General features: G+C 72.1%; 18 protein-coding genes and 1 riboswitch. Of the genes, 5 read left to right on the plus strand and 13 right to left on the minus strand.

Going from position 1 to position 22,514, the window contains the following annotated elements:
• Positions 1-12: 12 nt before the first annotated feature.
• Positions 13-273 (plus strand): 30S ribosomal protein S20, encoded by a 261-nt coding sequence (rpsT, locus tag ACCP09_RS03360; RefSeq protein ID WP_020420811.1) that lies wholly within the window; start codon positions 13-15, stop codon positions 271-273.
• 467 nt (positions 274-740) lie between these two features.
• On the opposite strand, the gene holA is transcribed toward rpsT, so the two are convergent.
• Positions 741-1,721, minus strand: coding sequence for a DNA polymerase III subunit delta (gene holA / locus ACCP09_RS03365; RefSeq protein ID WP_433743078.1), 981 nt, complete (start codon positions 1,719-1,721; stop codon positions 741-743).
• 136 nt (positions 1,722-1,857) lie between these two features.
• Positions 1,858-1,990: riboswitch (SAM riboswitch) on the plus strand.
• A gap of 13 nt (positions 1,991-2,003) precedes the next feature.
• On the opposite strand from holA, the gene thrC reads away from it, so the two are divergent.
• The gene (thrC, locus tag ACCP09_RS03370; protein WP_123683364.1) at positions 2,004-3,269 is read left to right on the plus strand and encodes a threonine synthase; all 1,266 of its coding nucleotides are present in this window, start codon (positions 2,004-2,006) and stop codon (positions 3,267-3,269) included.
• Between the two features lie 31 nt (positions 3,270-3,300).
• On the opposite strand, the gene ACCP09_RS03375 is transcribed toward thrC, so the two are convergent.
• Both ACCP09_RS03375 and ACCP09_RS03380 read right to left on the minus strand, forming a co-directional pair.
• Positions 3,301-5,652 carry a ComEC/Rec2 family competence protein gene (locus ACCP09_RS03375; RefSeq protein ID WP_433743080.1) on the minus strand — a complete coding sequence of 784 codons (2,352 nt, stop codon included), beginning with the start codon at positions 5,650-5,652 and terminating at the stop codon, positions 3,301-3,303.
• Positions 5,649-6,404 (minus strand): helix-hairpin-helix domain-containing protein, encoded by a 756-nt coding sequence (locus ACCP09_RS03380; RefSeq protein ID WP_433743082.1) that lies wholly within the window; start codon positions 6,402-6,404, stop codon positions 5,649-5,651. The genes ACCP09_RS03375 and ACCP09_RS03380 overlap by 4 nt, the downstream gene beginning before the upstream one ends.
• 303 nt (positions 6,405-6,707) lie before the next feature.
• Between ACCP09_RS03380 and ACCP09_RS03385 the strand changes: the two genes are divergently transcribed.
• Positions 6,708-7,115, plus strand: coding sequence for a hypothetical protein (locus tag ACCP09_RS03385; RefSeq protein WP_433743084.1), 408 nt, complete (start codon positions 6,708-6,710; stop codon positions 7,113-7,115).
• Here the strand turns inward: ACCP09_RS03385 and ACCP09_RS03390 are convergent.
• From ACCP09_RS03390 to nadD, 5 genes are all read right to left on the minus strand, one after another.
• Entirely contained in the window at positions 7,108-7,971 is an 864-nt protein-coding gene (locus ACCP09_RS03390; protein WP_433743086.1) for a DegV family protein, read from the minus strand. The two genes, ACCP09_RS03385 and ACCP09_RS03390, sit on opposite strands and share 8 nt — an antisense overlap.
• Positions 7,972-7,981: 10 nt before the next feature.
• The gene (gene octT / locus ACCP09_RS03395) at positions 7,982-8,716 is read right to left on the minus strand and encodes a diglucosylglycerate octanoyltransferase (protein WP_123683367.1); all 735 of its coding nucleotides are present in this window, start codon (positions 8,714-8,716) and stop codon (positions 7,982-7,984) included.
• Position 8,717: 1 nt separating this feature from the next.
• Positions 8,718-9,329 (minus strand): histidine phosphatase family protein, encoded by a 612-nt coding sequence (locus tag ACCP09_RS03400; RefSeq protein ID WP_433743088.1) that lies wholly within the window; start codon positions 9,327-9,329, stop codon positions 8,718-8,720.
• Positions 9,326-9,715: a ribosome silencing factor gene (gene rsfS / locus ACCP09_RS03405; protein ID WP_027931656.1), complete on the minus strand. Its 390-nt coding sequence runs from the start codon at positions 9,713-9,715 to the stop codon at positions 9,326-9,328. The genes ACCP09_RS03400 and rsfS overlap by 4 nt, the downstream gene beginning before the upstream one ends.
• Before the next feature lie 73 nt (positions 9,716-9,788).
• Positions 9,789-10,382: a nicotinate-nucleotide adenylyltransferase gene (gene nadD, locus ACCP09_RS03410; protein WP_081617688.1), complete on the minus strand. Its 594-nt coding sequence runs from the start codon at positions 10,380-10,382 to the stop codon at positions 9,789-9,791.
• 264 nt (positions 10,383-10,646) lie between these two features.
• Between nadD and ACCP09_RS03415 the strand changes: the two genes are divergently transcribed.
• Both ACCP09_RS03415 and ACCP09_RS03420 read left to right on the plus strand, forming a co-directional pair.
• On the plus strand, positions 10,647-12,752 hold the full coding sequence (locus ACCP09_RS03415; RefSeq protein WP_433743091.1) for a RecQ family ATP-dependent DNA helicase: 2,106 nt from the start codon (positions 10,647-10,649) through the stop codon (positions 12,750-12,752).
• 1,184 nt (positions 12,753-13,936) lie between these two features.
• Positions 13,937-15,226, plus strand: coding sequence for an MFS transporter (locus tag ACCP09_RS03420; RefSeq protein ID WP_027931658.1), 1,290 nt, complete (start codon positions 13,937-13,939; stop codon positions 15,224-15,226).
• Here ACCP09_RS03420 and proB read toward each other — a convergent pair.
• The 5 genes from proB to ACCP09_RS03445 form a co-directional block, all read right to left on the minus strand.
• Positions 15,223-16,332, minus strand: a complete 1,110-nt coding sequence (proB, locus tag ACCP09_RS03425; protein WP_017987733.1) for a glutamate 5-kinase — start codon at positions 16,330-16,332, stop codon at positions 15,223-15,225. The two genes, ACCP09_RS03420 and proB, sit on opposite strands and share 4 nt — an antisense overlap.
• Entirely contained in the window at positions 16,329-17,786 is a 1,458-nt protein-coding gene (obgE, locus tag ACCP09_RS03430; RefSeq protein WP_017987732.1) for a GTPase ObgE, read from the minus strand. Before obgE ends, proB begins: the two co-directional genes overlap by 4 nt.
• Before the next feature lie 119 nt (positions 17,787-17,905).
• Entirely contained in the window at positions 17,906-18,163 is a 258-nt protein-coding gene (gene rpmA / locus ACCP09_RS03435; protein WP_017987731.1) for a 50S ribosomal protein L27, read from the minus strand.
• 15 nt (positions 18,164-18,178) lie between these two features.
• Positions 18,179-18,493, minus strand: a complete 315-nt coding sequence (rplU, locus tag ACCP09_RS03440) for a 50S ribosomal protein L21 (protein ID WP_017987730.1) — start codon at positions 18,491-18,493, stop codon at positions 18,179-18,181.
• A 155-nt stretch (positions 18,494-18,648) separates the two neighbouring features.
• Entirely contained in the window at positions 18,649-21,996 is a 3,348-nt protein-coding gene (locus ACCP09_RS03445) for an Rne/Rng family ribonuclease (RefSeq protein WP_433743095.1), read from the minus strand.
• Between the last annotated feature and the right edge of the window lie 518 nt (positions 21,997-22,514).

Genomic DNA, 22,514 nt, shown 5'->3' on the forward strand with positions numbered 1-22,514 from the left:
AGGAGCGCCTTCATGGCCAACATCAAGTCCCAGATCAAGCGCATCAAGACCAACGAGAAGGCGCGCCAGCGCAACCAGTCGGTCAAGTCCTCGGTGAAGACCGCGATCCGCAAGTTCCGCGAGGCCGCCGAGGCGGGCGACAAGGCCAAGGCCGTCGAGCTGCAGCAGGCTGCCGCTCGCGCCCTGGACAAGGCCGCCAGCAAGGGCGTCATCCACGCGAACCAGGCCGCCAACAAGAAGTCGGCGATGGCCAAGCGCGTCAACCAGCTCTGAGCTTGATCTTCCGAGGGGCGGGCATCCGGCTGGGTGCCCGCCCTTCTGCCGTGCAGGGGTGACGGGTTCGTGAGCGGCGGGGACCTGAGACTTCCTGCGCCCCCGACTCCGGCGTCCGCACAGCCGGGGATACAGCTTGGGCACAACCCCTCACCCGGGCCCGTCGGCTGGCGAACTCAAGCACATCCCGAGCAACGGTGAGCCCGCGCTCCCGCGCGTCAAAAGACCGCCCGCCCCTGGCGCCACCGCTCGCCCCGAGCAACGGCGAGCCTGATCCAACACACCGAACACTTCCGCTTGGCCCCCGGGGCCGAACACACCTCTCGGCTCGAGCGACGGCGAGCCCCGCACCCACCGCCACGCCCACCAGACAACCGCAGTCCGACCCGCGCGCCGGACCCAACGCTCGTCCCGAGCAGCGGCGCGCCCCGCCTCCGGGCTGACCGCAACGGAACGCGGCGCCGAACTCAGCGCTTGTCGCGGGCGGCGGCTAGTTCCAGGACGGCCCGCTCGAGCGCGTAGGCCGGGTCCGCGGCCTGGCCCTTGACCTCGGCGTTCACCCGCGCCACCACGGCCATCGCCTCGGCCAGTCCGGCCTGCGTCCACCCGCGGGACTGCCCCTGCGCCTTGCGGATCTTCCACGGCGGCATGCCCAGCTCACCGGCCATCTGGTTCGGGTTGCCGCGGCCCGCCGCCGACACGCGGGCGATCGTGCGGACGGCGTCCGCGAGGGCGTCGGCGATCAGGACGTGCGCCACGCCGATCTGGAGCGCCCACCGCATCGCTTCGAGCGCCGCGCCGCGCTCGCCCGCGACGGCCTTCTCCGCCACCGCGAAACCCGTCACGTCCGCGCGGCCCCGGTGGTAGCGGCGCACGGCTTCCTCGTCGACCCGGCCGCCCGAGTCGGCCACCAGCTGCGACGCCGCCGCGGCCAGCTCTCGCAGGTCGGATCCGACGGCGTCGATCAGCGCGGCCACCCCGGCCGGGTCGATCTTGCCGCCGGCCTGCCGGACCTCGTTGCGGACGAACGACTCCCGATCGACCGGCCGGGTGATCTTCGGGCATTCGGTGACCTGGGCGCCGGCCTTGCGCAGCGCCGCCGGCAGCGACTTGGCCGCCTTGCTGCGGCCACCACCGGTGTGCACGACGACCAGGACGACACCGTCGGCAGGCATCTTCGCGTAGGCGAGCACCGCGTCGGCCAGCTCCTGGCCGATGTCCTGCGCGCCTTCCAGCACGATCACCCGGCCCTCGCTGAACAGCGACGGGCTGACCAGCTCGGCCAGGCCGGGCGGCGTGAGATCGGACACCCGGACCTTCGTCAGCTCGGCCGTCGCGTCCTCCCGGCGCGCCTGTTCCAGGGCGGCGCGGACGGCGCGCTCGACGAGCAGCTCCTCTTCACCGAGCACGAGCTGCAGGGGGGCGGAGGTGGTTGCCGGCGCGGTCACGGTTCAGATCCTCCCACGGACCACCGACAGCTCCGGAGCGTGATGAAACCCGCAGGGGCATGGCGTGCTCCGAGCGTGGTGCCGTATGTTGTCAACCAGGCATCGCGCGAGCGCGACAGCCACCACAACCGAATACCGCTCATCCAGAGGGGCAGAGGGAACGGCCCGACGAAGCCCCGGCAACCGGCGTCAGCCTGTCATCTCGATTCCGCGAGGTAGCTGACGATCACGGTGCCAATTCCGGCCCGCGTCAGCGGGGCAGATGAGGAAAGGAACCTCGCGATGACTGCAGCCCTCGATTCGACCACCACCCGTCGCACCGTCGACCTCGGTCCGGCCGTGGAACTGGTCTCCAAGGAAGAGGGCCACCGCCAGCCGCTCGCCCCGGAGTTCGTCTCCGCCGAGGACTTCTCGCCGCTGGAGGTCGCCTACGACTTCGGTCGCGTCCGCCGTGAGGACATCGAGGCGGGCCCGCGCAACATCTGGCGCTACAAGCGGCTGCTGCCGGTGCCTTCGAACGTCGAGGAGATCCCGAACACCGAGCCCGGCTGTACCAGGCTGGTGAAGGCCGACCGGCTCGCCAAGGCTCTCGGTGTGAAGAGCCTGTGGGTCAAGGACGACACCGGCAACCCCACCCACTCGTTCAAGGACCGCGTCGTCGCCGTCGCACTGGCCGCGGCTCGCGAGTTCGGGTTCGACACCCTGGCCTGCCCCTCCACCGGCAACCTGGCCAACGCCGTCGCCGCGGCCGCGGCCCGCGCCGGCTGGCAGTCCGTGGTGCTCATCCCGTCCTCGCTCGAGCGCGCCAAGGTCCTGACCACCGCGGTCTACGACGGCAACCTGATCGCTGTCGACGGCAACTACGACGACGTCAACCGCCTGGCCACCGAGCTGGCCGCCGAGCACGAGAACTGGGCGTTCGTGAACGTCAACGTCCGCCCGTACTACTCCGAGGGCTCGAAGACGCTCGCCTACGAGGTCGCCGAGCAGCTCGGCTGGCGGATCCCCGAGCAGATCGTCGTGCCGATCGCCTCGGGCTCCCAGCTGACCAAGGTGGACAAGGGCTTCCGCGAGTTCGCCAAGCTGGGCCTGGTCGAGGACACCCCGTACAAGGTGTTCGGCGCGCAGGCGGCCGGCTGCTCGCCGGTTTCCGCGGCGTTCCGCAACGGTCACGACGTCGTGCAGCCGGTCAAGCCGGACACCATCGCCCGCTCGCTCGCGATCGGCAACCCGGCCGACGGCCCCTACGTGCTCGACACGGTTCGCCGCACGGGCGGCGCGATCGAGGACGTGACCGACGAAGAGGTCGTCGAGGGCATCCGCCTGCTCGCCCGCACCGAGGGCATCTTCACCGAGACCGCCGGCGGCGTCACCGTCGCGACGGCGAAGAAGCTCATCGAAGCCGGCAAGATCGACCCGGACGCCGAGACCGTCCTGCTCATCACCGGTGACGGCCTGAAGACCCTGGACGCGATCGAGAACGAGGTCGGCCCGAAGGCGACGGTCCCGCCGTCGGCGGCGGCCGTCCACAAGGCTCTGGGTCTCTGACAGCTCCTCGGTCTCCGATCAAGGTGCCACCTCACTTTCCCCGGCGCACAACGGCTGGGCCGGACTGGTCGGGGATCACCGCGGTGTCGCCGTCGGTGTCCGTGCGGGCGATGAGTGCGCCGTCCGCGGTCAGTGTTTCGAGTGTCGTCCGGTTCGGGTGGCCGTAGCGGTTGCCCGGACCGACGCTGACCAGCGCCAGCCGCGCGGACACCGCGGCCAGGAACTGCGGCAGCGAGAACCTGCTGCCGTGGTGCGGCACCTTCAGGATCTCCGCGTGCAGATCCGTTCCGGCGGCCAGCAGGTCAGCCTGTGCCGCGAGTTCGACGTCGCCGGTCAGCAGCACGCTGCCCGCCGTGGTGCGAGCTCGTAGCACGACCGAGCCGTTGTTGATCTGTGTTCCGTCGTCGTCCTCTCCTTCGGACACGTAAGTGGGACCCAGCACTTCGAGACTCAGCGCCGGCCATTCGAGCCGTCGCCCCAGGTCGAGTTCGAGCAGCGGAACCCCTTGGCGAGCCGCGATCTGGCCGGCCTGCCGCCACGCCCAGCCGGGCTGCCGCCCTGGCCCGACCGCGATCGCGCCCACCGAGCGCCCCTCGAACACCGAGTCGAGTCCGCCGATGTGGTCGGCGTGCAGGTGGCTCAGCACCACCAGCGGCACCCGCTCGATGCCCAGCCGGTCCAGACAGCGGTCAGCCGGTCCCGGCTCGGGCCCGGCGTCGACCACCACCGCCCGTCCTGGCTCACCGGTGGCGAGCACGAGGCTGTCGCCCTGACCGACGTCACACGCCACCACCGCCCATCCCGGCGGCGGCCAGCCGGGCGCGATCACCTTGCCCGGGACGACGAGTAACAGCGCCCCGGCCAGCGTCAACGCCAACAGCACCCGCAAGCGCCGATGGCGCAACGCCAGCACCACGGCGACGGCGGCCACCAGCGCAAGAAACCCGCCCCACCAGCCGCTGGGCCACGCCAGCACCGCGCCGGGCACCTCCGACGCCCGCCGCGCCACGACGATCAGCCAGCCCGCCTCCGGCCCGGCCAGCCGGACGATCAGCTCCCCGCCGGCGGGCCACGCGGCTGCGACGAGGGTCGCGAGCACCCCGAACACGGTCGCCGGCGCGACCACCGGCGCGGCCAGCACGTTCGCCGCCACGCTGACCAGGCTGAGCTGCCCGGCCATCCCGGCCACGACGGGCGCCGTCACGACGAACGCCGCCGCAGGCACCGCCAGCCCTTCGGCGAAGCCCGGCGGAACGCCGCGCCGCTGGAGGCTCTCCGCCCACCGCGGCGCGAGGAGCACCAGACCGGCGGTCGCGATCACCGACAACGCGAAGCCGAAGCTGACCGCCATCGCCGGGTCCCACGCCACGAGGACGCAGGTCGCGGCGGCCAGTGCGGGCACGACTGATCTTTCCCGTCCCAGCGCCAGCGCCAGCAGGGCAATCCCGCCCATGACTCCGGCCCGCAGGACACTCGGCTCCCCACCCGCCAGGACCACGAACCCGGCCAGGGCCGCCCCGGACAGCGCCGCGGACAACCGTGGCCCTGCCCGCAACAGCCGTAACAGCAGCAGCACCGCGCCGCACACAATCGCGACGTTGGACCCGCTGACCGCCATCAGATGGGTGAGGCCGGCGTCGGTGAACTCGCGGTCGAGCCGTTCGGACAACCCGCTCGTGTCGCCCACGACGAGCCCCGGCACCAGCCCGGCCTGCTCCTCGGGCAGGACCCCGCACGCGTTGCGAAGCGCCTCGCGCATCGACTCCGCGGCGCGCTGCCACCAGGGAGCCTCCGTCGCTGCCACCGGTGGCCCGCGGACGTAGATCGCGGCTACGGTCAGGTCGGCGTCGCGCGGCGGGGCCAGCTCGCCGCTAGCGGTGACCTCCTGCCCCGGGATGATCTCGCTCCACGTCGCGAACGGCGCGAGCAGCGCGACCCGCCCGGTCGAGACCACCGGCTGGGCGCCACGTTCGGCGTGCAGGACATCCGCCGCGATCACGACCGACCTCGGCCCTGCTTGCTGATCGGCATATCCGGCGGACCGCACCGGTTTCGGGCGTTCCGTCACCAGCACCCGCAGGGTGACCTCCGTGCCGCGCTGCGCGAGGCCGTGGAGCGGGTCGTGCTCCGCCCGGTGCAAGCGGAGGCCGAGCGGACCGGCGAGCAGGAGACCGGCCACGAGCAGCGCCGCCGCGCCCGCCCACCAGCGCGACCGAGCCGGACGTAGCTTGATCAGCAGCCCCACGGACACCAGCACCGCCGCAGCACCGCACGCGAGGGCCAGCCACCACGTCCACACCAGTCCGAGCAGAGCTCCGAGCCACAACGACAATGCGGCCGGCACCAGGCGGAAGTCGTGCCGCACAGCAGGTTCCGCGATCACGACACCGTCACCTGCTCTCGCAGCCGGGACAGTCGAGTCTCGCCGATGCCCTCGACCTCGCGCAGCTGGTCGATCGACCGGAACGACCCGTGCTTGGTGCGCCAGTCGATGATGCGCTGGGCGGTGACCTCGCCGATTCCCGGCAGGGCGTCGAGTTGCTCGGCGCTGGCCGTGTTCAGGTCGACGAGCGCGGGGGCGCCGCCGCTCTCGGCCGGTTGCTGCGCGCCGGCAGGCGGCGGGATGCCGACGTAGATCTGCTCGCCGTCGGCCAGCTTGCGCGCGAGGTTCAGCGCCGTGACGTCGGTGCCCTCGATCGCGCCGCCCGCCGCGCGGAGAGCGTCCGCCACCCGTGCGCCGCCGGGGACCGTGACCAGCCCTGGGTTCCGGACCTTGCCGACCACGCTGATCACCAGCGAACTGTCGGCCACCCGGCTCGCCGACGCGGTGACCGGTGCGGGCCGTTCCGGCGCCGCGGGCAGCACCGGCGCGCGTTCGACGGGCGGGCTGCCACCGAGGAGCACGATCGACGTCCCGACGAGCACCAGGACGCCAACCAGGGCCAGGAGCACCGTGGTCCGGCGCCGCCGCTGGGGGCTGCCGGTGATCGACTCGGGGACCCATCGCTCGACCAGCCGTCCGACGGCGCCCGGCGGCCCGGTGTCCCGGTCGGCCGCGAGGGCCTGACCGGCGAGCTGCTCGAGCCGGCGGTTGACGGGGATGCCCGGCGATTCCGGGGCTGATCGTTCGAACACGCATTCGACGCTAGGGGGCGCGGGAAGGAGGGAGAAGTGGGAATCGGGGAGGCTGTGGACAAGTAGGGGTCTGTGGACAAGTGGCGCGTTCTACCGCGACGCCACGGTTTTCTGTCGGTGCCGTGTGGCATGGTAAAGGGTTCGCGCCCGTCCATCATCGCGCGACTACTCCGGTAGCGGCCCGAGTTCCACGACCGAACCAATAACACCAGTGCAATTCGTACGTAAGGTAGCGGCGGATGACACGAGCGCAACACGAAAGAACCTGTAACTGATCATGGCCACTTCATATTCTTGCTCCCCATGGGGAGATCGAAGCGAAGAAGAACAAGGCGAGCTGTTTTCCGGTTCTGGGGCTACTTCCTGCTTGCCGCGGTCGTATACGGTTGGACGAGCAAGGACGTCGGACTCCCGTTCATCATCGCGGGATCCTCGCTAGCGTTTCTCTACATGCTTTTCGCCGCCCCGACGTGGTGTATGGCACCCACTCGCAACAACCTGCCCTGCCGGAACAACGCGAACGGACTGCTGATGGGCTGCAGCTACCGATCGCACAAATGGGAGAAGCTCAAGATGGTCGTCAAGCGGCAAAGGTGGGCGGAGTTGCTGGGGCGGTTCTGGGGGAATGTGGCCAACCGCGCCGCGGCGGTCGGTGCCGCGGGAACGGCGGTTTCCGCTCTCATGGCCACGGCCACGTTCCTCGTCAAATAGAGCCAGGGCCGCCCGGATTCCGTTGCACCACGACGCCGACCACACCCGGCCCGGTGTGCGCGCCGATCACGGCACCCAGTTCCGACACCACGCAACCGTCGACGACGGTCAGCCGCTCCTCGATGCGGTTCGCCAGTTCCACCGCCCGCCGCGGCGAGGCGAGGTGGTGCACGGCGACCTCGACCGGCTCCCCGCGCGCGGCCTCCTCGGCGAGTTCGACCAGGCGCGCGGTGGCGCGGTTCATCGTGCGCACCTTCTCCAGCGGCTGGATCCGGCCGTCGTCCAGGTGCAGCACCGGTTTCATGGCCAGCGCGGTGCCCAGCAGCGCCGCCGCCGCGCCGATCCGGCCACCCCGCCGCAGGTACTCCAGCGTCTCGACCACGAACAGGGTCTCCGAACAGCGCACGGCCGCCGTCGCGGCCGCTTCCACCTGGGCCGCCGACGCGCCGGCCGACGCCGCGCGCGCCGCGTGCAACGCCGCGAACCCCAGTCCCATCGCGGTTCCCCGCGAGTCGACGACCCGCACCAGGTCCGGCCCGACCTCCTGCGCGGCCAGCACCGCGGACTCCCAGGTCCCGGAGATCTCGCTGGACAGGTGGATCGACACGACCGAGTCCGCGCCCGCCTCCAGCGCTTCGCGGAAGGCCTTGACGAACTCGCCGGGCGTCGGCCGCGACGTGGTCACGATCCGGCGCTGCCCCAGCGCCTCGGCGAGCGCCGCCGCCCCCACCTCGACACCGTCGAGCGCCGCGACCCCGTCGATGAGCACGTGCAGCGGGACGACGCGCAGGGCGTGGCGCTCGGCGAAGCCCTCGGGCAGATGGGCGGTGGAATCCGTGATGACGGCAACCGGCACGACGGTCAGCCTACGTGCCGGCGGGCGATTCGCCGGGGGCCAGGAGCGGACCGATCAACGCGGCCATCGCCTTGCCCACGAGCGCGTGCCCCTCCCAGCCCCAGTGCATCCCGTCCGGGTTGCCGCGGCCGCTCAGGACGTGCTCCCCGACGACCTCCGCCAGATTCAGCAAGGGCACGTCCACCCGCCGCGACCAGGCGGCGATCGCGGCCGCCGTCTCCTCCCGGCCGGTGTGCACGTTGCCGTAGGACGACGCGCGGTGGACGCTGGGCAGGACGGCCACGATCGGCAGCTCCGGCCGCAGGATGCGCAGCGCGTAGACCGCCCGGTCCAGGTAGTGCACGGTCAGCTTCGCGGGCAGGACCCGCGGGCGGCCGCGCATCGCGACCGCCAGCCGCGGCTGGGCGGCCAGATACGCCTTGCGGACGGCGCGGCGGAGCCCGGACGGCCGGAGGTAACGCAGGCCGCCGCGCAGGTAGGTCGGCAGCGGCGACGGCAGCGTGTCCATGCTTCCCACGGCCAGCACCACGACGTCGGCGTGCTTCAGATCGGCCCACACCCGCGGGTCGCCGATCATCGCCCACCATGCGTCGCGCGCCGTCCAGCCCGCGGACGCCACGAGCTCCGCGCTACCGCCGAGCGCCGAGGCGGCGATGTTCGGCCACAGTCGCGGCTCGTCGGCAGCGCAGGGGCTTTCCGGGCCCTGGAAACTCAGCGAGTCCCCGAAGACCAGCAGCCTCGGCATCTCAGCCGAGCATTCCGGCGTTGTAGGCGTGCAGCCGCCAGTGACCGTCGCGCAGGCCCAGCTCGACCCAGTGGCAGTTGCCGATCCCGCCGAGCTGCGGCCACGCCGCGACGGGCAGGGCCAGCAACTTGCCGGTGAGCGCCGTGATCAGGCCGCCATGCGCGGCCAGCAGCACGGTCTCACCCGGGTCGTCACTGGCCAGCAGGTCGCTGACGACCTCGGAGGCGCGCTCGGCGACCTCGACCCGGGACTCGCCGCCCGGGGGCGCCCAGGTGGCGTCCACGCGCCAGATGGCGCGGTCGCCGGGCCAGCCCTCGTCGACCTCGGCGCCGGTGAGCCCCTGCCACTCGCCGAGGTGGGTCTCCCGCAGGCGCTTGTCGATGCGCAACGGCACCCCGATCGCCTCGGTGAGCACCATCGCGGTGTCCATGGCCCGGTGCAGGTCGGACGAGATGACCAGGTCGGGCTGGAAGCGGGCGAGCGCGGGCGCGGCGAAGCGGGCCTGGTTCCAGCCCACCTCGGTGAGCGCCGAGTCCAGGTGGCCCTGCATGCGGCCGGCGGCGTTGTAGTCGGTCTCCCCGTGACGCCACAGCACGAGGCGCCGGAAACTCACGAGGCGTCCCCGGCGTCGACGGCCTCGGCGAGCCCGTCGACCTCGATGCGGGGGCAGTCCTTCCACAGCCGCTCGATGCCGTAGAACGAGCGCTCCTCGTCGTGCTGCACGTGGACCACGACGTCGACGAAGTCGAGCAGGACCCAGCGGCCCTCGCGCGCGCCTTCGCGGCGGACCGGCTTGTGCCCGGCCTCCCGCAGCTTCTCCTCGACGTTGTCGACGATGGCGCCCACCTGGCGCTCGTTGGGCGCCGAGGCGATGACGAACACGTCGGTGATGACGAGCTGCTCGGAGACGTCCAGCACCACCACGTCGGTGGCCTTCTTGTCCGCAGCGGCGTACGCCGCCACGGTCGCGATGTCACGTGCCTGGGACGTCGCTGCCACTCCTGTGCTCCCTCATCCTGAGACCGTCGGTCCACCGAGGGTACCTGCCGCCGTCCGCGGCCCCGGCGGCGTGTCAGGCAGGCTTGCGGTACAGCCCGCGCTTGTCGATGTACCGGACGACGCCGTCGGGCACCAGGTACCAGATCGGTTCGCCGTGCTCGACGCGTTCGCGGCAGCCGGTCGAGGAGATGGCCATGGCGGTCACCTCGACCAGGCTCACCTTGCCGCTGGGCAGGTGGTGGTCGTTGAGCTTGTACCCGGGCCTGGTGACGCCGATGAAGTGCGCGAGGGTGAACAGCTCGTCGGCGTTGTGCCAGGTCAGGATCTGCTCCAGCGCGTCGGCGCCGGTGATGAAGAAGAGCTCGTCCTCGGGGTACTCGGCCTTGAGGTCACGCAGGGTGTCGACGGTGTAGGTCTCGCCGCCACGGTCGATGTCCACCCGGCTCACGGAGAAGACCGGGTTGGAGGCGGTGGCGATGACGGTCATGAGGTACCGGTCCTCGGCCCTGGTGACCTGCCTGCCGGATTTCTGCCACGGCTGGCCGGTCGGCACGAAGATCACTTCGTCGAGGTCGAACCGGGACTGCACCTCACTGGCCGCGACAAGGTGGCCGTGGTGGACGGGGTCGAACGTGCCGCCCATGACCCCGATTCGGCGTGGTGACATGAACGGATCGTAGAAGCGCGAGTGCGCGGGTACTGCCCCGCTCCCCGGTAACAGCACCCGCGCGCCTCGCTCCGCCGGCGGTTCGAGGGGAACCTCCGGAGGCGCCGGCGAACCCGCAAGTGAACCCCGACAGCTAGGAGACTCGGCCGTTCGGGTGTCCTGATGCGGACATTCGCTGTGTCTTGCGTCACATTACTCGACGACTGGTCCACTCGTGCGGTACTCGGCTCGGTTTCGTCGCAGCCTTCGGGTAGACGTTGACCCGTGGACCTTCACCTCCTGCGCGAACGCGCCGAAACGCTGCTCCGGGCACTGGCCGGAGACGGCGCGACCCTGCGCGACGACCAGTGGACAGCCATCGAGGCCCTGGTCGCCCACCACCGGCGCGCTCTCGTCGTGCAGCGCACTGGCTGGGGCAAGTCGGCCGTGTACTTCCTGGCCACGGCCCTGCTCCGCGAGCGAGGGGCGGGTCCGACGGTCATCATCTCCCCGCTGCTGGCGCTGATGCGCAACCAGATCGCAGCGGCCGGGCGGGCAGGCATCCACGCGGCGACGATGAACTCGGCCAACCAGCAGGAGTGGGACGACGTGCAGGCGCGCATCGCCGCCGGCGAGATCGACGTGCTGCTGGTGAGCCCGGAGCGGCTGAACAACCCCGACTTCCGCGACACGGTATTACCGAAACTGACCACCACGGCCGGCCTGCTCGTCGTCGACGAGGCCCACTGCATCTCCGACTGGGGTCACGACTTCCGGCCGGACTACCGCCGCCTGCGCACGCTGCTCGCGGGGCTGCCCGAGGATGTGCCCGTGCTGGCGACCACGGCCACCGCCAACGACCGGGTGGTCACCGACGTCGCCGAACAGCTCGGGCTCGGTCAGGGCGGAGACACGCTGGTGCTGCGCGGTCCGCTCGACCGGGAGAGCCTGCACCTGTCGGTCGCGAAGCTGCCCACCCCGCAGGCGCGGCTGGCGTGGCTGGCGGACCGGCTCGGCGAGCTGCCGGGTTCCGGGATCATCTACACGCTCACCGTCGCCGCGGCGCACGATATCGCGGAGATGTTGCGCGAGCGCGGGTTCTCGGTCACGGCGTACACGGGCAAGACCGAGCCGGCCGATCGCGAGGCGGCCGAGGACGACCTGCTGGCCAACCGGGTCAAGGCGCTCGTGGCGACGTCCGCGCTGGGCATGGGGTTCGACAAGCCCGACCTCGGTTTTGTCGTCCACGTCGGGGCGCCGTCCTCGCCGATCGCTTACTACCAGCAGGTCGGCCGTGCCGGCCGTGGCGTGCGGCGGGCCGAGGTGATCCTCCTGCCGGGCGCGGAGGACGCCGAGATCTGGCGGTACTTCTCCTCGCTCGCGTTCCCGGACGAGCAGCGCGTCAACCAGGTGCTGAACGCGCTCGCCTACGCCGACCGGCCACTGTCGACGGTGGCGCTGGAGCCGATGGTCGAACTGTCCAGGTCCCGGCTGGAGATGGTGCTGAAGGTGCTCGACGTGGACGGCGCGGTGCGGCGCGTCAAAGGCGGATGGGAGGCGACGGGGCAGGACTGGCACTACGAACGCGAACGGTACGAGCGCGTCGCCGAGGCGCGGCGGGCGGAACAGCAGGCGATGCTGGAGTACCAGGCCACCACTTCGTGCCGGATGGAGTTCCTGCGTCGCCAGCTCGACGACCCGTTCGCCGAACCGTGCGGCCGGTGCGACAACTGCACGGGTGAGCATCGGGACGTCACCGTTTCGGCGGAGGCGGTGGAAAAGACCGACGAGCGGCTCCGGCGGCCGGGGGTCGAGGTGAGCCCGCGTCGCCAGTGGCCGACGGGTATGGCTTCGCTCGACGTGCCGCTGTCCGGGCGGATCGGGAAGGGTGAGCTGGCCGAGCCGGGACGCACGCTTGGACGGCTGACGGACGTCGGGTGGAGCGGGCCGTTGCGCGAGCTGGTCGGCGAGCGGGCCGCCGACGGCGAGGTGCCGGACCGCATTTTCCAGGCGTGCGTCCAGGTTCTGGCGTCCTGGCAGTGGGACCAGCGGCCGGCGGCAGTGGTGGCGATGCCCTCCGCGACCCGGCCGCGCCTGGTGCACGACCTGGCGACCCGGCTGGCGCAGATCGGGCGGCTGCGCTTCCTGGGCGCATTGGAGAGCCGGGGCGGGCGTCCACGCCGGGCGAACAGCGCACAGCGGGTCGCGGACCTGTGGCAAACGCTTGCGGTGCCGGGTGCGCTGGCCGCGGAGTTGTCCGGTGTGGAGGGTCCGGTGTTGCTTGTGGACGATCTCGTGGACACCGGCTGGAGCATGACGCTGGCCGCCCGGCTCCTGCGTCAGGGCGGGGCGCCTGCAGTGCTGCCGTTCGCACTGGCGAGCACAAACTGAAGGGAGGGACTTGACGGGGAATTCTTGATCGCGACGCCCAGCCTTGGGAGAGCACGGCGGCGCAACGCTTTGGCCACCAGCGTGTGCCGGAGAGATGTGATGGCAGGTCAGTCCGGCACGGCACCTCGCTCAGCGACAGCCTCGCCAGCCGGCCACATTGGCCAGGGCCGATCAGGACGGCGCGGCGCGCGGCGGCGGGCCTGATCGGTGCCGATCAAGACAGCGCCCTGGTGACACTGAGGCCACGCCTGGCGGCACGGCAGGCCCATCGGTGTCGCAGCAGGCGCAGCCCTCCCTGCTAGTCGGGCGGCACGGCTAGCCACGCACCCCGCCAGCCGGAGCGGCACAGCTCGCCACCCACCACCCGGGGCGGCACAGCTGGCCGCGCGGCCAGCTCCGGGCGGGCAGCCCCGCTGCCCCGGCCAGCAGGCCTCGGCTGGCGCCTGGCGGGCGACGTGGCACGGCAGCGCTGCGACTCTCCAGGCTGGGCACGCCCGGCTGACCGGACAGCACGCGTCACCCAGCGGCACGATCGGGCAGGCGACACGGCTCGCCCGGCAGCACTGCGGGCCGGACAGGCTGCAGGCCAAGCGGCAAAGCTCGCCCGCGGTCTCGCGCGCCGAGCGGCCTGCGGGGCAAGCGGCGAGGCTCGCCCTGGCAGGGCCGGGCCGCTGAGGCGGCAAGGTTCGCCCGGCAGCACTGCGGACCGGACAGGCTGCGGGGCCGCTGGGCGGCACTGCCGGCCAAGCGGCGCCCCGACCGGCGGGCTGGGCGTCGCCCCGACCGGCGGGCTGGGCGGCGCCCGACGGGCGCGTCGCGACCCAAACGGCGGGCCAGGCGGCGCACCGATGGCGGCCGCGTCACGGCCCCGACGGCGGGCCGCGGTGGGCCGGGTCACGCCCCGACGACGGGCCAGCTGCCACCCGCCGTCGGGCCGCATGGCACCCTGACGGCCGGTCGCATGGCACACCGACGGCGGGCCGCGCGGCACCCCGACGGCGGGTCGGGTGGTGCCGCGAGCGCGGGTGAGATCGTGGTGTGGGTGCATCGGCCACGTGGGTGTCACTTCGACATCCCCCGGGGAGAAAAGCCCTGCTCAGCACGTTCCCGGCAGAAAAGAATCTTTCGGTCGCGGCCGAGGTGTGGCATTGTCCGACCCCATCGGGTGAACGTGGAGGTGCGCCATGGTCGAGTCGAAGGTGGGCACAGCAGTCCGGCACCGGCTGCCCGTCCGGAAGTTGTTCGCGGCCAGCGTCGGCAACGCGCTGGAGTGGTTCGACTGGACGATCTACGCGACGTTCAGCATCTACTTCGCCACCGCGTTCTTCCCCGCGGGCAACGACCTGCTCGCCCAGATCAACACGTTCGCCACCTACGCGCTCGCCTTCTTCTTCCGGCCCCTCGGCGGTCTGCTGCTCGGCCGGTTCGCCGACGTGCGTGGCCGCAAGCCGGCCATGATTCTCACCATCACGTTGATGGCGGGCGGCTCGATCGTCATCGCGATCCTGCCCACCTTCCAGCAAGTCGGCTGGCTGGCACCGATCCTGCTGCTCCTCGCACGCATCGCGCAGGGGCTGTCCCTCGGCGGCGAAGTGTCCAACGCCTCCGCCTACCTCGGTGAGATCGCGCCGCCGAAGTGGCGAGGGCGCTACTCGTCCTTCTTCTACATCTCCACCGGCTCCGCGGTGCTGCTCGCGTCCGTGCTCGGGTTCGTCCTCGCCCGCACCATGGACAAGGCCGCCATGAGCTCCTACGGCTGGCGCATCCCGTTCCTGCTCGGCGGCGTCCTCGGCATCGTCGGCCTGTGGCTGCGCCGCAGCCTCTCCGAGACCGAACAGTTCGAGCAGAACAAGGGCCGCGCGCAACGCGTCCGCCGCCCGCTGCTGACCACCCTGCGCGAACACCCCAAGGCCGTCGGCCAGCTCGTCGGCATCACGATGCTGTCGACCCTGTGCTACTACACGTTCTTCAGCGCCCTCACGCCCTTCGCGGTCAAGACCCGCCACGCCAACGACGTCGACGTCTTCCTCGCCCTGTCCATCGGCACCGCGCTGTTCGTCGCGCTCCAGTACCCCTACGGCGCGCTCTCCGACCGCATCGGCCGCAAACCCCAGCTGTTCGCGTGGTCCGCGGCCACCGCGATCCTCATCGTGCCGCTGTCCACACTGGTCAAACCCGGCCTCGGCAACCTGCTCGTCGTCTTCTGCGTCGGCCTCGGGCTCTACGCCGCCCTGTCCAGCCTCGCGCCCGCGATCATGAGCGAACTGTTCCCCACCGAACTGCGCGGCCTCGGCATCGGCGCCTGGTACAACCTCACCGTCGCCGTGTTCGGCGGCACCGCACCGCTGGTCATCAGCGCGCTCTCCGCGGCCGGGGCGTCGATCCTGTTCTTCTGGTACGTCGCGGCCGGCGCGGTGATCGCGTTCCTCGTGCTGCTCACCCTCCCCGAAACGAAGGGCACGGAACTGCGTTAACGGCGGAACGGCACCAGATCGTCGGCGTGCACGACCTCCCGCCGCTGCTCCTCCGGCAGCTCATGGCTGGACCGGCCGATCAGCTCGGGCAACTCCCCCGCGTCGAACGCCACCACGCCACGGGCCACCACACGCTGCGCGGCGTCGACCAGCTCCACCACGTCGCCCGCCTCGAAATCACCGTCGACACCGGTGACCCCCGCCGCCAGCAACGACCGGCGCCGGCGCACCACCGCGGCCACCGCACCGTCGTCCAGGTGCAGACGACCCCGCGTCCCCGCGGCGTAGCCGAGCCAGAACCGGCGCGCGGACAGCCGGCTGTCGGCCGCCCGGAAAGCGGTACCTACCTCGGCCGTCGACAACGCCCGCGAAGCGTCCGACGCCGCGGCCAGCAGCACGGGGATCCCCGCTGACGCGGCCGTGCGCGCCGCGGCCAGCTTCGACACCATTCCGCCCGTGCCGAGCCCCGAACTGGACATGCCGACAGCGATGCCCTCCAAGTCCGCCGGGCCGGTCACCTCGGCGATGCGCCGCGTCGAACCCGACCGCGGATCCCCGTCGTACAGACCGTCCACATCGGACAACAGGACCAGGGCGTCGGCGCCGACCAGGTGCGCCACCAGCGCCGCCAGGCGGTCGTTGTCGCCGAACTTGATCTCCTCGGTGGCCACCGTGTCGTTCTCGTTGACCACCGGCACCGCGCCGAGCGCCAGCAGACGGGAGAAAGTCCGCTGCGCGTTGCGGTAGTGCGCGCGCCGCACGACGTCGTCGGAAGTGAGCAGCACCTGGCCCACCGTCAGGGCGTACCGGCCGAACGACTCCGCGTAGGCGTGCGCGAGCTGCAACTGGCCGACGCTCGCCGCGGCCTGCTGGGTCGCCAGGTCCCGCGGTCGCTTGCCGAGCGCGAGCGGCGCCAGCCCGGCGCCGATCGCACCCGAGGACACCAGCACGATCTGGCTGCCCTGCGCGATCCGCGCCGCGATGGCGTCGACCAGCGCGTTCAGCCGCGTCACGTCGAGCCCGTCACCAGCGGTGGTCAGCGCCGACGAGCCGACCTTGACGACCAGCCGTTCCGCCGCCGCGACGGCTTTGCGGGCCACGCTCATCGTGCTGTCGCGTCCTCGTCCTCGGGCTGGTCCGGCCCGTCACGGCGGATGCGCCGGGCTTCCTTGCGCTCGGCGGCCGACACGCGGTTGTTCTGCTCCAGCCGCGCGTCGGTGCCCCGGCCCGTCATGCGCGCCGCCACGCCCGGCGTGGAGGGCTCCCACTCGAAGGTGATGTTGCCGATCGTCACCGGGCAGCCCGGCTCGGCGCCGCGCTTGGCCAGCGCGTCCTCGACACCCAGCCGGTTGAGCCGGTCCGCGAGGTAGCCCACGGCCTCGTCGTTGCCGAAGTCGGTCTGCCGGATCCACCGCTCGGGGCGCGCGCCACGCACGATGAAGCCGCCCGGCTCCTCCGGGTCCTCCTCGATGGTGAAGCCCGAGTCGTCGACCGCCACCGGCCGCAGCACGATCCGCGTCGGCTCCGCCTCCGGCTGCGCCGCCCGGTACTTCTCGACCTCCTTGGCGAGCGCGAAGGTCAGCTCACGCAGGCCCTGGCGGGTCACCGTGGAAACCTCGAACACCGGCAGGCCGCGCGCCTCGAACTCGCCACGCACCATCTCGGCCAGCTCGGCCGCGTCCGGCACGTCGATCTTGTTGAGCACCACGACCCGCGGCCGGGAGTCCAGCTCGCCGCCGAGCGCCGGGGTGTAGCGGGCCAGCTCGGCCTCCAGCGCGTCCACGTCGGACACCGGGTCGCGGCCCGGGTCGTAGGTCGCGCAGTCGACGACGTGCACCAGCACCGCGCAGCGTTCGATGTGGCGGAGGAAGTCCAGGCCGAGGCCCTTGCCCTCGCTCGCGCCGGGGATCAGACCGGGCACGTCGGCCATCGTGAACACGGTGTCGCCCGCGTTCACCACGCCGAGGTTCGGCACCAGCGTCGTGAACGGGTAGTCGGCGATCTTCGGCTTGGCCGCGGACAGCACCGAGATCAGCGACGACTTGCCTGCCGACGGGAAGCCGAGCAGACCGGCGTCGGCGACCGAGCGCAGCTCCAGCACGAGGCTGCGCTCCTCGCCGGGCTCGCCGAGCAGCGCGAACCCGGGCGCCTTGCGCGCCTTGGACGCCAGCGCCGCGTTGCCGAGGCCGCCGCGGCCGCCCTGGGCGGCGACGAACGTCGTGCCCGGACCGACCAGGTCCGCCAGGACCTCGCCGTCCTCGGACATCACGACGGTGCCGTCGGGCACCTTGAGCTCCAGGGTCTCGCCTGCCGCGCCCGCGCGGTGGCTGCCCTGGCCCTGGCGGCCGTTGGTGGCCTTGGCGTGCGGGTGGAAGTGGAAGTCGAGCAGCGTGTGCACGTTCGGGTCGACGACGAGTCGCACGTCGCCGCCGTTGCCGCCGTTGCCCCCGTCGGGGCCGCCGAGCGGCTTGAACTTCTCGCGGTGGATCGAGGCACAGCCGTGCCCGCCGTCGCCCGCGGCGACGTGGATCACCGCGCGGTCAACGAACCGGGACGCCATCGTGAAGCCTCTTCTCGTTTCTTCGGAGGGATATCAGCCATCTTCAGCAACAAGGGGCGGGACCGGATCTGTTCCGGGCCCGCCCCTCGCTGAAGGTGCTGGGTTGTCTAGCCGGACCCTCAGGCCTCGGCCGGGACGATGTTGACCGTCTTGCGGCCACGCTTCGCGCCGAACTCGACGGTGCCCGCCGCGAGAGCGAACAGCGTGTCGTCGCCGCCACGGCCGACGTTCAGGCCGGGGTGGAACTTGGTGCCGCGCTGGCGGACCAGGATCTCACCGGCGTTCACGAGCTGACCGCCGTAGCGCTTCACGCCGAGGTACTGGGGGTTGGAGTCGCGCCCGTTGCGGGAGCTGGACGCACCCTTCTTGTGTGCCATGGCTCCTGCAGCTCCTTACTTCGTGATTCCGGTGACCTCGACGCGGGTCAGCTTCTGACGGTGACCCTGCCGCTTGTGGTAGCCGGTCTTGTTCTTGAACTTGTGGATGCGGATCTTGGGACCCTTGGTCTGCTCGACGACCTTGCCGGTGACCGAGATCTTCGCGAGTGCTTCGGCATCCGCCGTGACATCGCTGCCGTCGACGTACAGCACGGCGGGGAAAGAGTGCTCGGTGCCCGGCTTGCCCTCGAGCTTCTCGACCTCGACGACGTCGCCGACGGCCACCTTGTACTGCTTGCCGCCGGTCTTGACGATCGCGTACGCCGACACGGAAGTCTCCTGCTAACTCGACAATGGGTGAGGGCTTGCGCCACGTCCCGCTGTGTGCGGTCCGGTGATCGCGCCATAGCCCGTCCGGGGACGGGCCGTCTTACAGGTTACGTGACGCCCCGGTGCCGGTTGACACCGGGGCTCACGTAGGTGGATCAGCTCTGGTCCGACGCGTGCACCGGCGGCCCGGCCGGACGGGAGGCCGCGCGGCGCGGGCGCCTGCGGGCCGTCCTGGTGGCCGGGGTGGGCACGCTGACCTCGGGCGACGCCTCGCCGGAGTCCTCCTGCCCGGTGGCTTCCGGGCTGGACGTTTCCAGGGTGGGCGCCGGTCCGCCGGCCACGGGGCCGGCCGGGACGGTGGTGACCTGGGGCGTCTCGGTGGTGGCCTGGACCGGCTCCGGGGGCGCCGCGGGCCTGCGGGCGACGCGTCGGGTCCGGGCGCGGGAGGGCTTCGCCTGCTCCGCGGCGGCCGGCTCATCGGTCTGCGGCTGCGCCGCTGCCTCCGGCGAGGGCTGCGCCTCGACCGGGGGCTCGACCGCGCCTTCCGGGCCGGCCTGCTCCGCCCCGCCCTGGGCCTGCGCCACAGGCTGGGTCGTTGCTCCAGGCTGCTCCGACGGCGCGGGCTGCGCCTCGGAACCGGCCTGCGCGGACGGAGCCGCTGCGTCGGCCTGAACCGCGGGCTGAGCAGCTGCCTCGTGGGCCGTCCCGGACTGCGGCTGCGCCTCAGCAGGAGCGCCCTCCGGCCTGGTCTCGGCCTGCGAACTGGGCGCACCCGCGGTCTCCGGCTGGGGTGCTGCCTCGGGCTGGACCGTCGCGTTCGGCTGGGTCTGGGCTTCGGGCTGAGCCGTCTCCGCGCGGGCCTTCCCACGGGAGCGGGACCGCCGTTCGGAGCGGTCGCTGCCGGACGAGGCGGCGTTCTCCGCGCCGTGGGCCTCGGCGGGAGCCGCGTCGGCCGGGGCCGCGCCCGTCTCCGCCTTGTCGCCGCCTTCGGTCTTCGTCGAGGCGATCTTCGCGGCCTTGGCCATGGCCTCGACGGCCGAGATCGTGCTCTCCCGCTGCACCGGCGAGGGCTCGGGCGTCTTCTCCGCCTGCGGCTCCTCGACCTTGGCCCGGCCGCGCGACCGGCGCGAACCGCCGCCACCACCGCCGTGCTGGTGACCGCCACCGTTGCCGCCGTTGCCCGACTTCACCGGCTCGGTCGAGACGATGACGCCGCGGCCCTTGCAGTGCTCGCAGGTCGTGGAGAACGCTTCGAGCAGGCCGGTGCCGATCTTCTTGCGGGTCATCTGCACCAGGCCCAGCGAGGTGACCTCGGCGACCTGGTGACGCGTGCGGTCCCGGCCGAGGCACTCGGTCAGCCGCTTGAGCACCAGCTCGCGGTTGGACTCCAGCACCATGTCGATGAAGTCGATCACGATGATGCCGCCGATGTCGCGCAGCCGCAGCTGGCGCACGATCTCCTCGGCCGACTCCAGGTTGTTGCGGGTGACCGTCTCCTCGAGGTTGCCGCCCGAACCGGTGAACTTGCCGGTGTTGACGTCGATCACCGTCATCGCCTCGGTGCGGTCGATGACCAGGTAACCACCCGAGGGCAGCCACACCTTGCGGTCCAGCGCCTTGGTGAGCTGCTCGTCGATGCGGTGCTCGGCCAGCACGTCACCGGTGCCGACGTAGCGCTTGAGCCGGGGGGTGAGGTCCGGCGCGACGTGCTCGACGTAGGCGCGGATGGTCTCCCACGCCGTGTCGCCCTGGACCTCGAGCGAGACGAAGTCCTCGGTGAACAGGTCGCGGACCACCTTGACCAGCAGGTCCGGCTCCTCGTAGAGCATCACCGGGGCGGACGACTTCTTGCCGGAGGTGGCCGCGTCGGCCTTCTCCTTGACGACCTCCCACTGCGCCTTCAGCCGCCGGACGTCGCGCTCCAGCTCCTCCTCGCTGATGCCCTCCGACGCGGTGCGGATGATCACGCCAGCGTCCTCGGGGACGATCCGCTTGAGGATGTCCTTCAGCCGCCGCCGCTCGTTCTCCGGCAGCTTGCGCGAGATGCCGGTGGCGCCGCCCGACGGCATGTAGACCAGGAAACGGCCCGGCAGCGAGATCTGGGTGGTCAGCCGGGCGCCCTTGTGCCCGACCGGGTCCTTGGTGACCTGCACCAGCACGTTGTCACCGGTGGACAGGGCCTGCTCGATCTTGCGGGACTTGCCCTCCAGGCCGGCGGCGTCCCAGTCGACCTCACCCGCGTAGAGCACGGCGTTGCGGCCCCGGCCGATGTCGACGAACGCGGCCTCCATCGAGGGCAGCACGTTCTGCACACGGCCCAGGTAGACGTTGCCGACGATCGAGCCGCTGCCCTGCGACGTCACGAAGTGCTCGACCAGGACACCGTCTTCGAGCACGCCGATCTGGGTGTGCTCGCCGCGCTCGGCGACCACCATCGTCCGCTCGACCGACTCGCGGCGGGCCAGGAACTCGGCCTCGGACAGGATCGGCGCGCGGCGGCGGCCCGCCTCGCGGCCGTCCCGGCGGCGCTGGCGCTTCGCCTCCAGGCGCGTGGAGCCGCGGACGCTGCGCACGCCGTCCGAGCTGCTGCTGCTCTTCTCGTCGGCCTTCGCCTCGCGGACGTGGACGACGGTGTTCGGCGGGTCGTCGGTGGTCGAGTCGGCGCTGTCCCCGTCCGAGCCCTTGCGGCGGCGACGGCGACGGCGACGACGGCTCGACCCCTCGGTCTCGTCGGTGTCCTCGGACGGCTCGCCCTCGTCGGCGGTGTCCTCGTCCTCGGCCTTGGCGGTCTCCTCGGCCGGCGCGGTCTCGTCGGCCTCGGTGGTCTCGGTGGCGTTCTCGTCGCCGCCCTTGCCCCGGCCACGGCCGCGACGACCCCGGCGGCGGCGACGGCGGCCCGCGCCGTCCTCACCCTCGTCGGCGTCCTCGTCCACCGGCTTGACCTCGGCGGCCCGCTCCGCCTTGGAGGCGGGCTCCTCCTCGACGGCGCCGGCCTCCGGCGGCAGGAACACCGGCGACGGGGCCGCGAAGACCGGCATGTGCGGCGGGCGCTGCGGCTGCCGCACCGGCTCGGGCTCGGCGACGGGTTCGGGTGCCGCGGCCGCCGGCGCGGTCTCGGGTTCCGGCGTCGCCTGGGTGGCGGGCTCGGGGGCGGCCGGTGTCTCGACGACCGGCTCGGGCGTGCTCTCCGGAACGGCGTCGGGCGCCGCGTCCTCGGCCGGGGCGACCGCCTCGGGGGCAGCCGCCTCCTCGGCGGCCTGCTCGTCGGCCGGGGCGAGCGCCTCGGCGACCTTCACCGCGACCTCCCGCGGCACGCTCGACTGCGCGCTGCGCGCCGTCTCACCCAGTTCGGTGAGCTTCGCCAGCACGACCCGGCTGTTGGAGCCGAGCAGCTTCGCCAGGGCGTGCACCCGGACGCGGGGCGGCAACTCGCCCAGCGGGCCGGTTGCGGGTAGGGCGGTGTTCCCGCCGGTGTTCTCGGCGGGTGTGTCCGCGTTCGACATACATCTCCTCCGCCCCCGGGCGCGTCCCAGCCGCTTGGGCTGGCGGACGCGGCCGCACAGGGGCCCTTCCTGTCTGTTCCGCCGGGGTGGTCACCGCCGGCGGGAATCCTGTGCCTCGTCTCGCCCCGACGGTGCCGGGGTCCGGCACCCGCCGATGGCAGGTCCGCTCGGTGACGGGCCGTCCGAGCCGGCGGTTCCCGCCCGCCTGCCGCTCGTCGAGCCACCCAGGTGGTTCCTGGCGGCGACGACCTGGCGCTCTTCCGGCCTGTCTCCGGACCGCAACCCCCGGACGGACCGCAGGTCGCGGGCGTGTCGGCGGAAGCAGCCAAGCCGAGTATCCCACACGGTGCGTCCGGTGCGGCGTACTCGGTGCCAACAGGCACGTGACCACGGCCGGGCGAACTTGCGGCGTGCGCTTGTCGCCGCCGCGCGGGGTGGCTTAGCGTGCGGCAGGACGCCGACGGCTCCCCGGCCGCTGTTCGCCCTGTTGGAGGTCCCCGTTGCCCGGCTTCGGACGA

This window comes from Amycolatopsis sp. 3B14, from assembly GCF_050958625.1.
In the GTDB taxonomy this organism is placed as follows: Bacteria; Actinomycetota; Actinomycetes; order Mycobacteriales; family Pseudonocardiaceae; genus Amycolatopsis_E; species Amycolatopsis_E thermoflava.

Coding starts and splice junctions, on each gene's coding strand:
- octT (WP_123683367.1), bottom strand. CDS start 8,716: ATGCCGAGGCTGCTGGTCTTCGGGGACTCGCTGAGTTTCCAGGGCCCG.
- proB (WP_017987733.1), bottom strand. CDS start 16,332: ATGAGCGTGGCCCGCAAAGCCGTCGCGGCGGCGGAACGGCTGGTCGTC.
- nadD (WP_081617688.1), bottom strand. CDS start 10,382: ATGTCACCACGCCGAATCGGGGTCATGGGCGGCACGTTCGACCCCGTC.
- ACCP09_RS03385 (WP_433743084.1), top strand. CDS start 6,708: ATGGGGAGATCGAAGCGAAGAAGAACAAGGCGAGCTGTTTTCCGGTTC.
- ACCP09_RS03420 (WP_027931658.1), top strand. CDS start 13,937: ATGGTCGAGTCGAAGGTGGGCACAGCAGTCCGGCACCGGCTGCCCGTC.
- ACCP09_RS03445 (WP_433743095.1), bottom strand. CDS start 21,996: ATGTCGAACGCGGACACACCCGCCGAGAACACCGGCGGGAACACCGCC.
- thrC (WP_123683364.1), top strand. CDS start 2,004: ATGACTGCAGCCCTCGATTCGACCACCACCCGTCGCACCGTCGACCTC.
- rpsT (WP_020420811.1), top strand. CDS start 13: ATGGCCAACATCAAGTCCCAGATCAAGCGCATCAAGACCAACGAGAAG.
- obgE (WP_017987732.1), bottom strand. CDS start 17,786: ATGGCGTCCCGGTTCGTTGACCGCGCGGTGATCCACGTCGCCGCGGGC.
- rpmA (WP_017987731.1), bottom strand. CDS start 18,163: ATGGCACACAAGAAGGGTGCGTCCAGCTCCCGCAACGGGCGCGACTCC.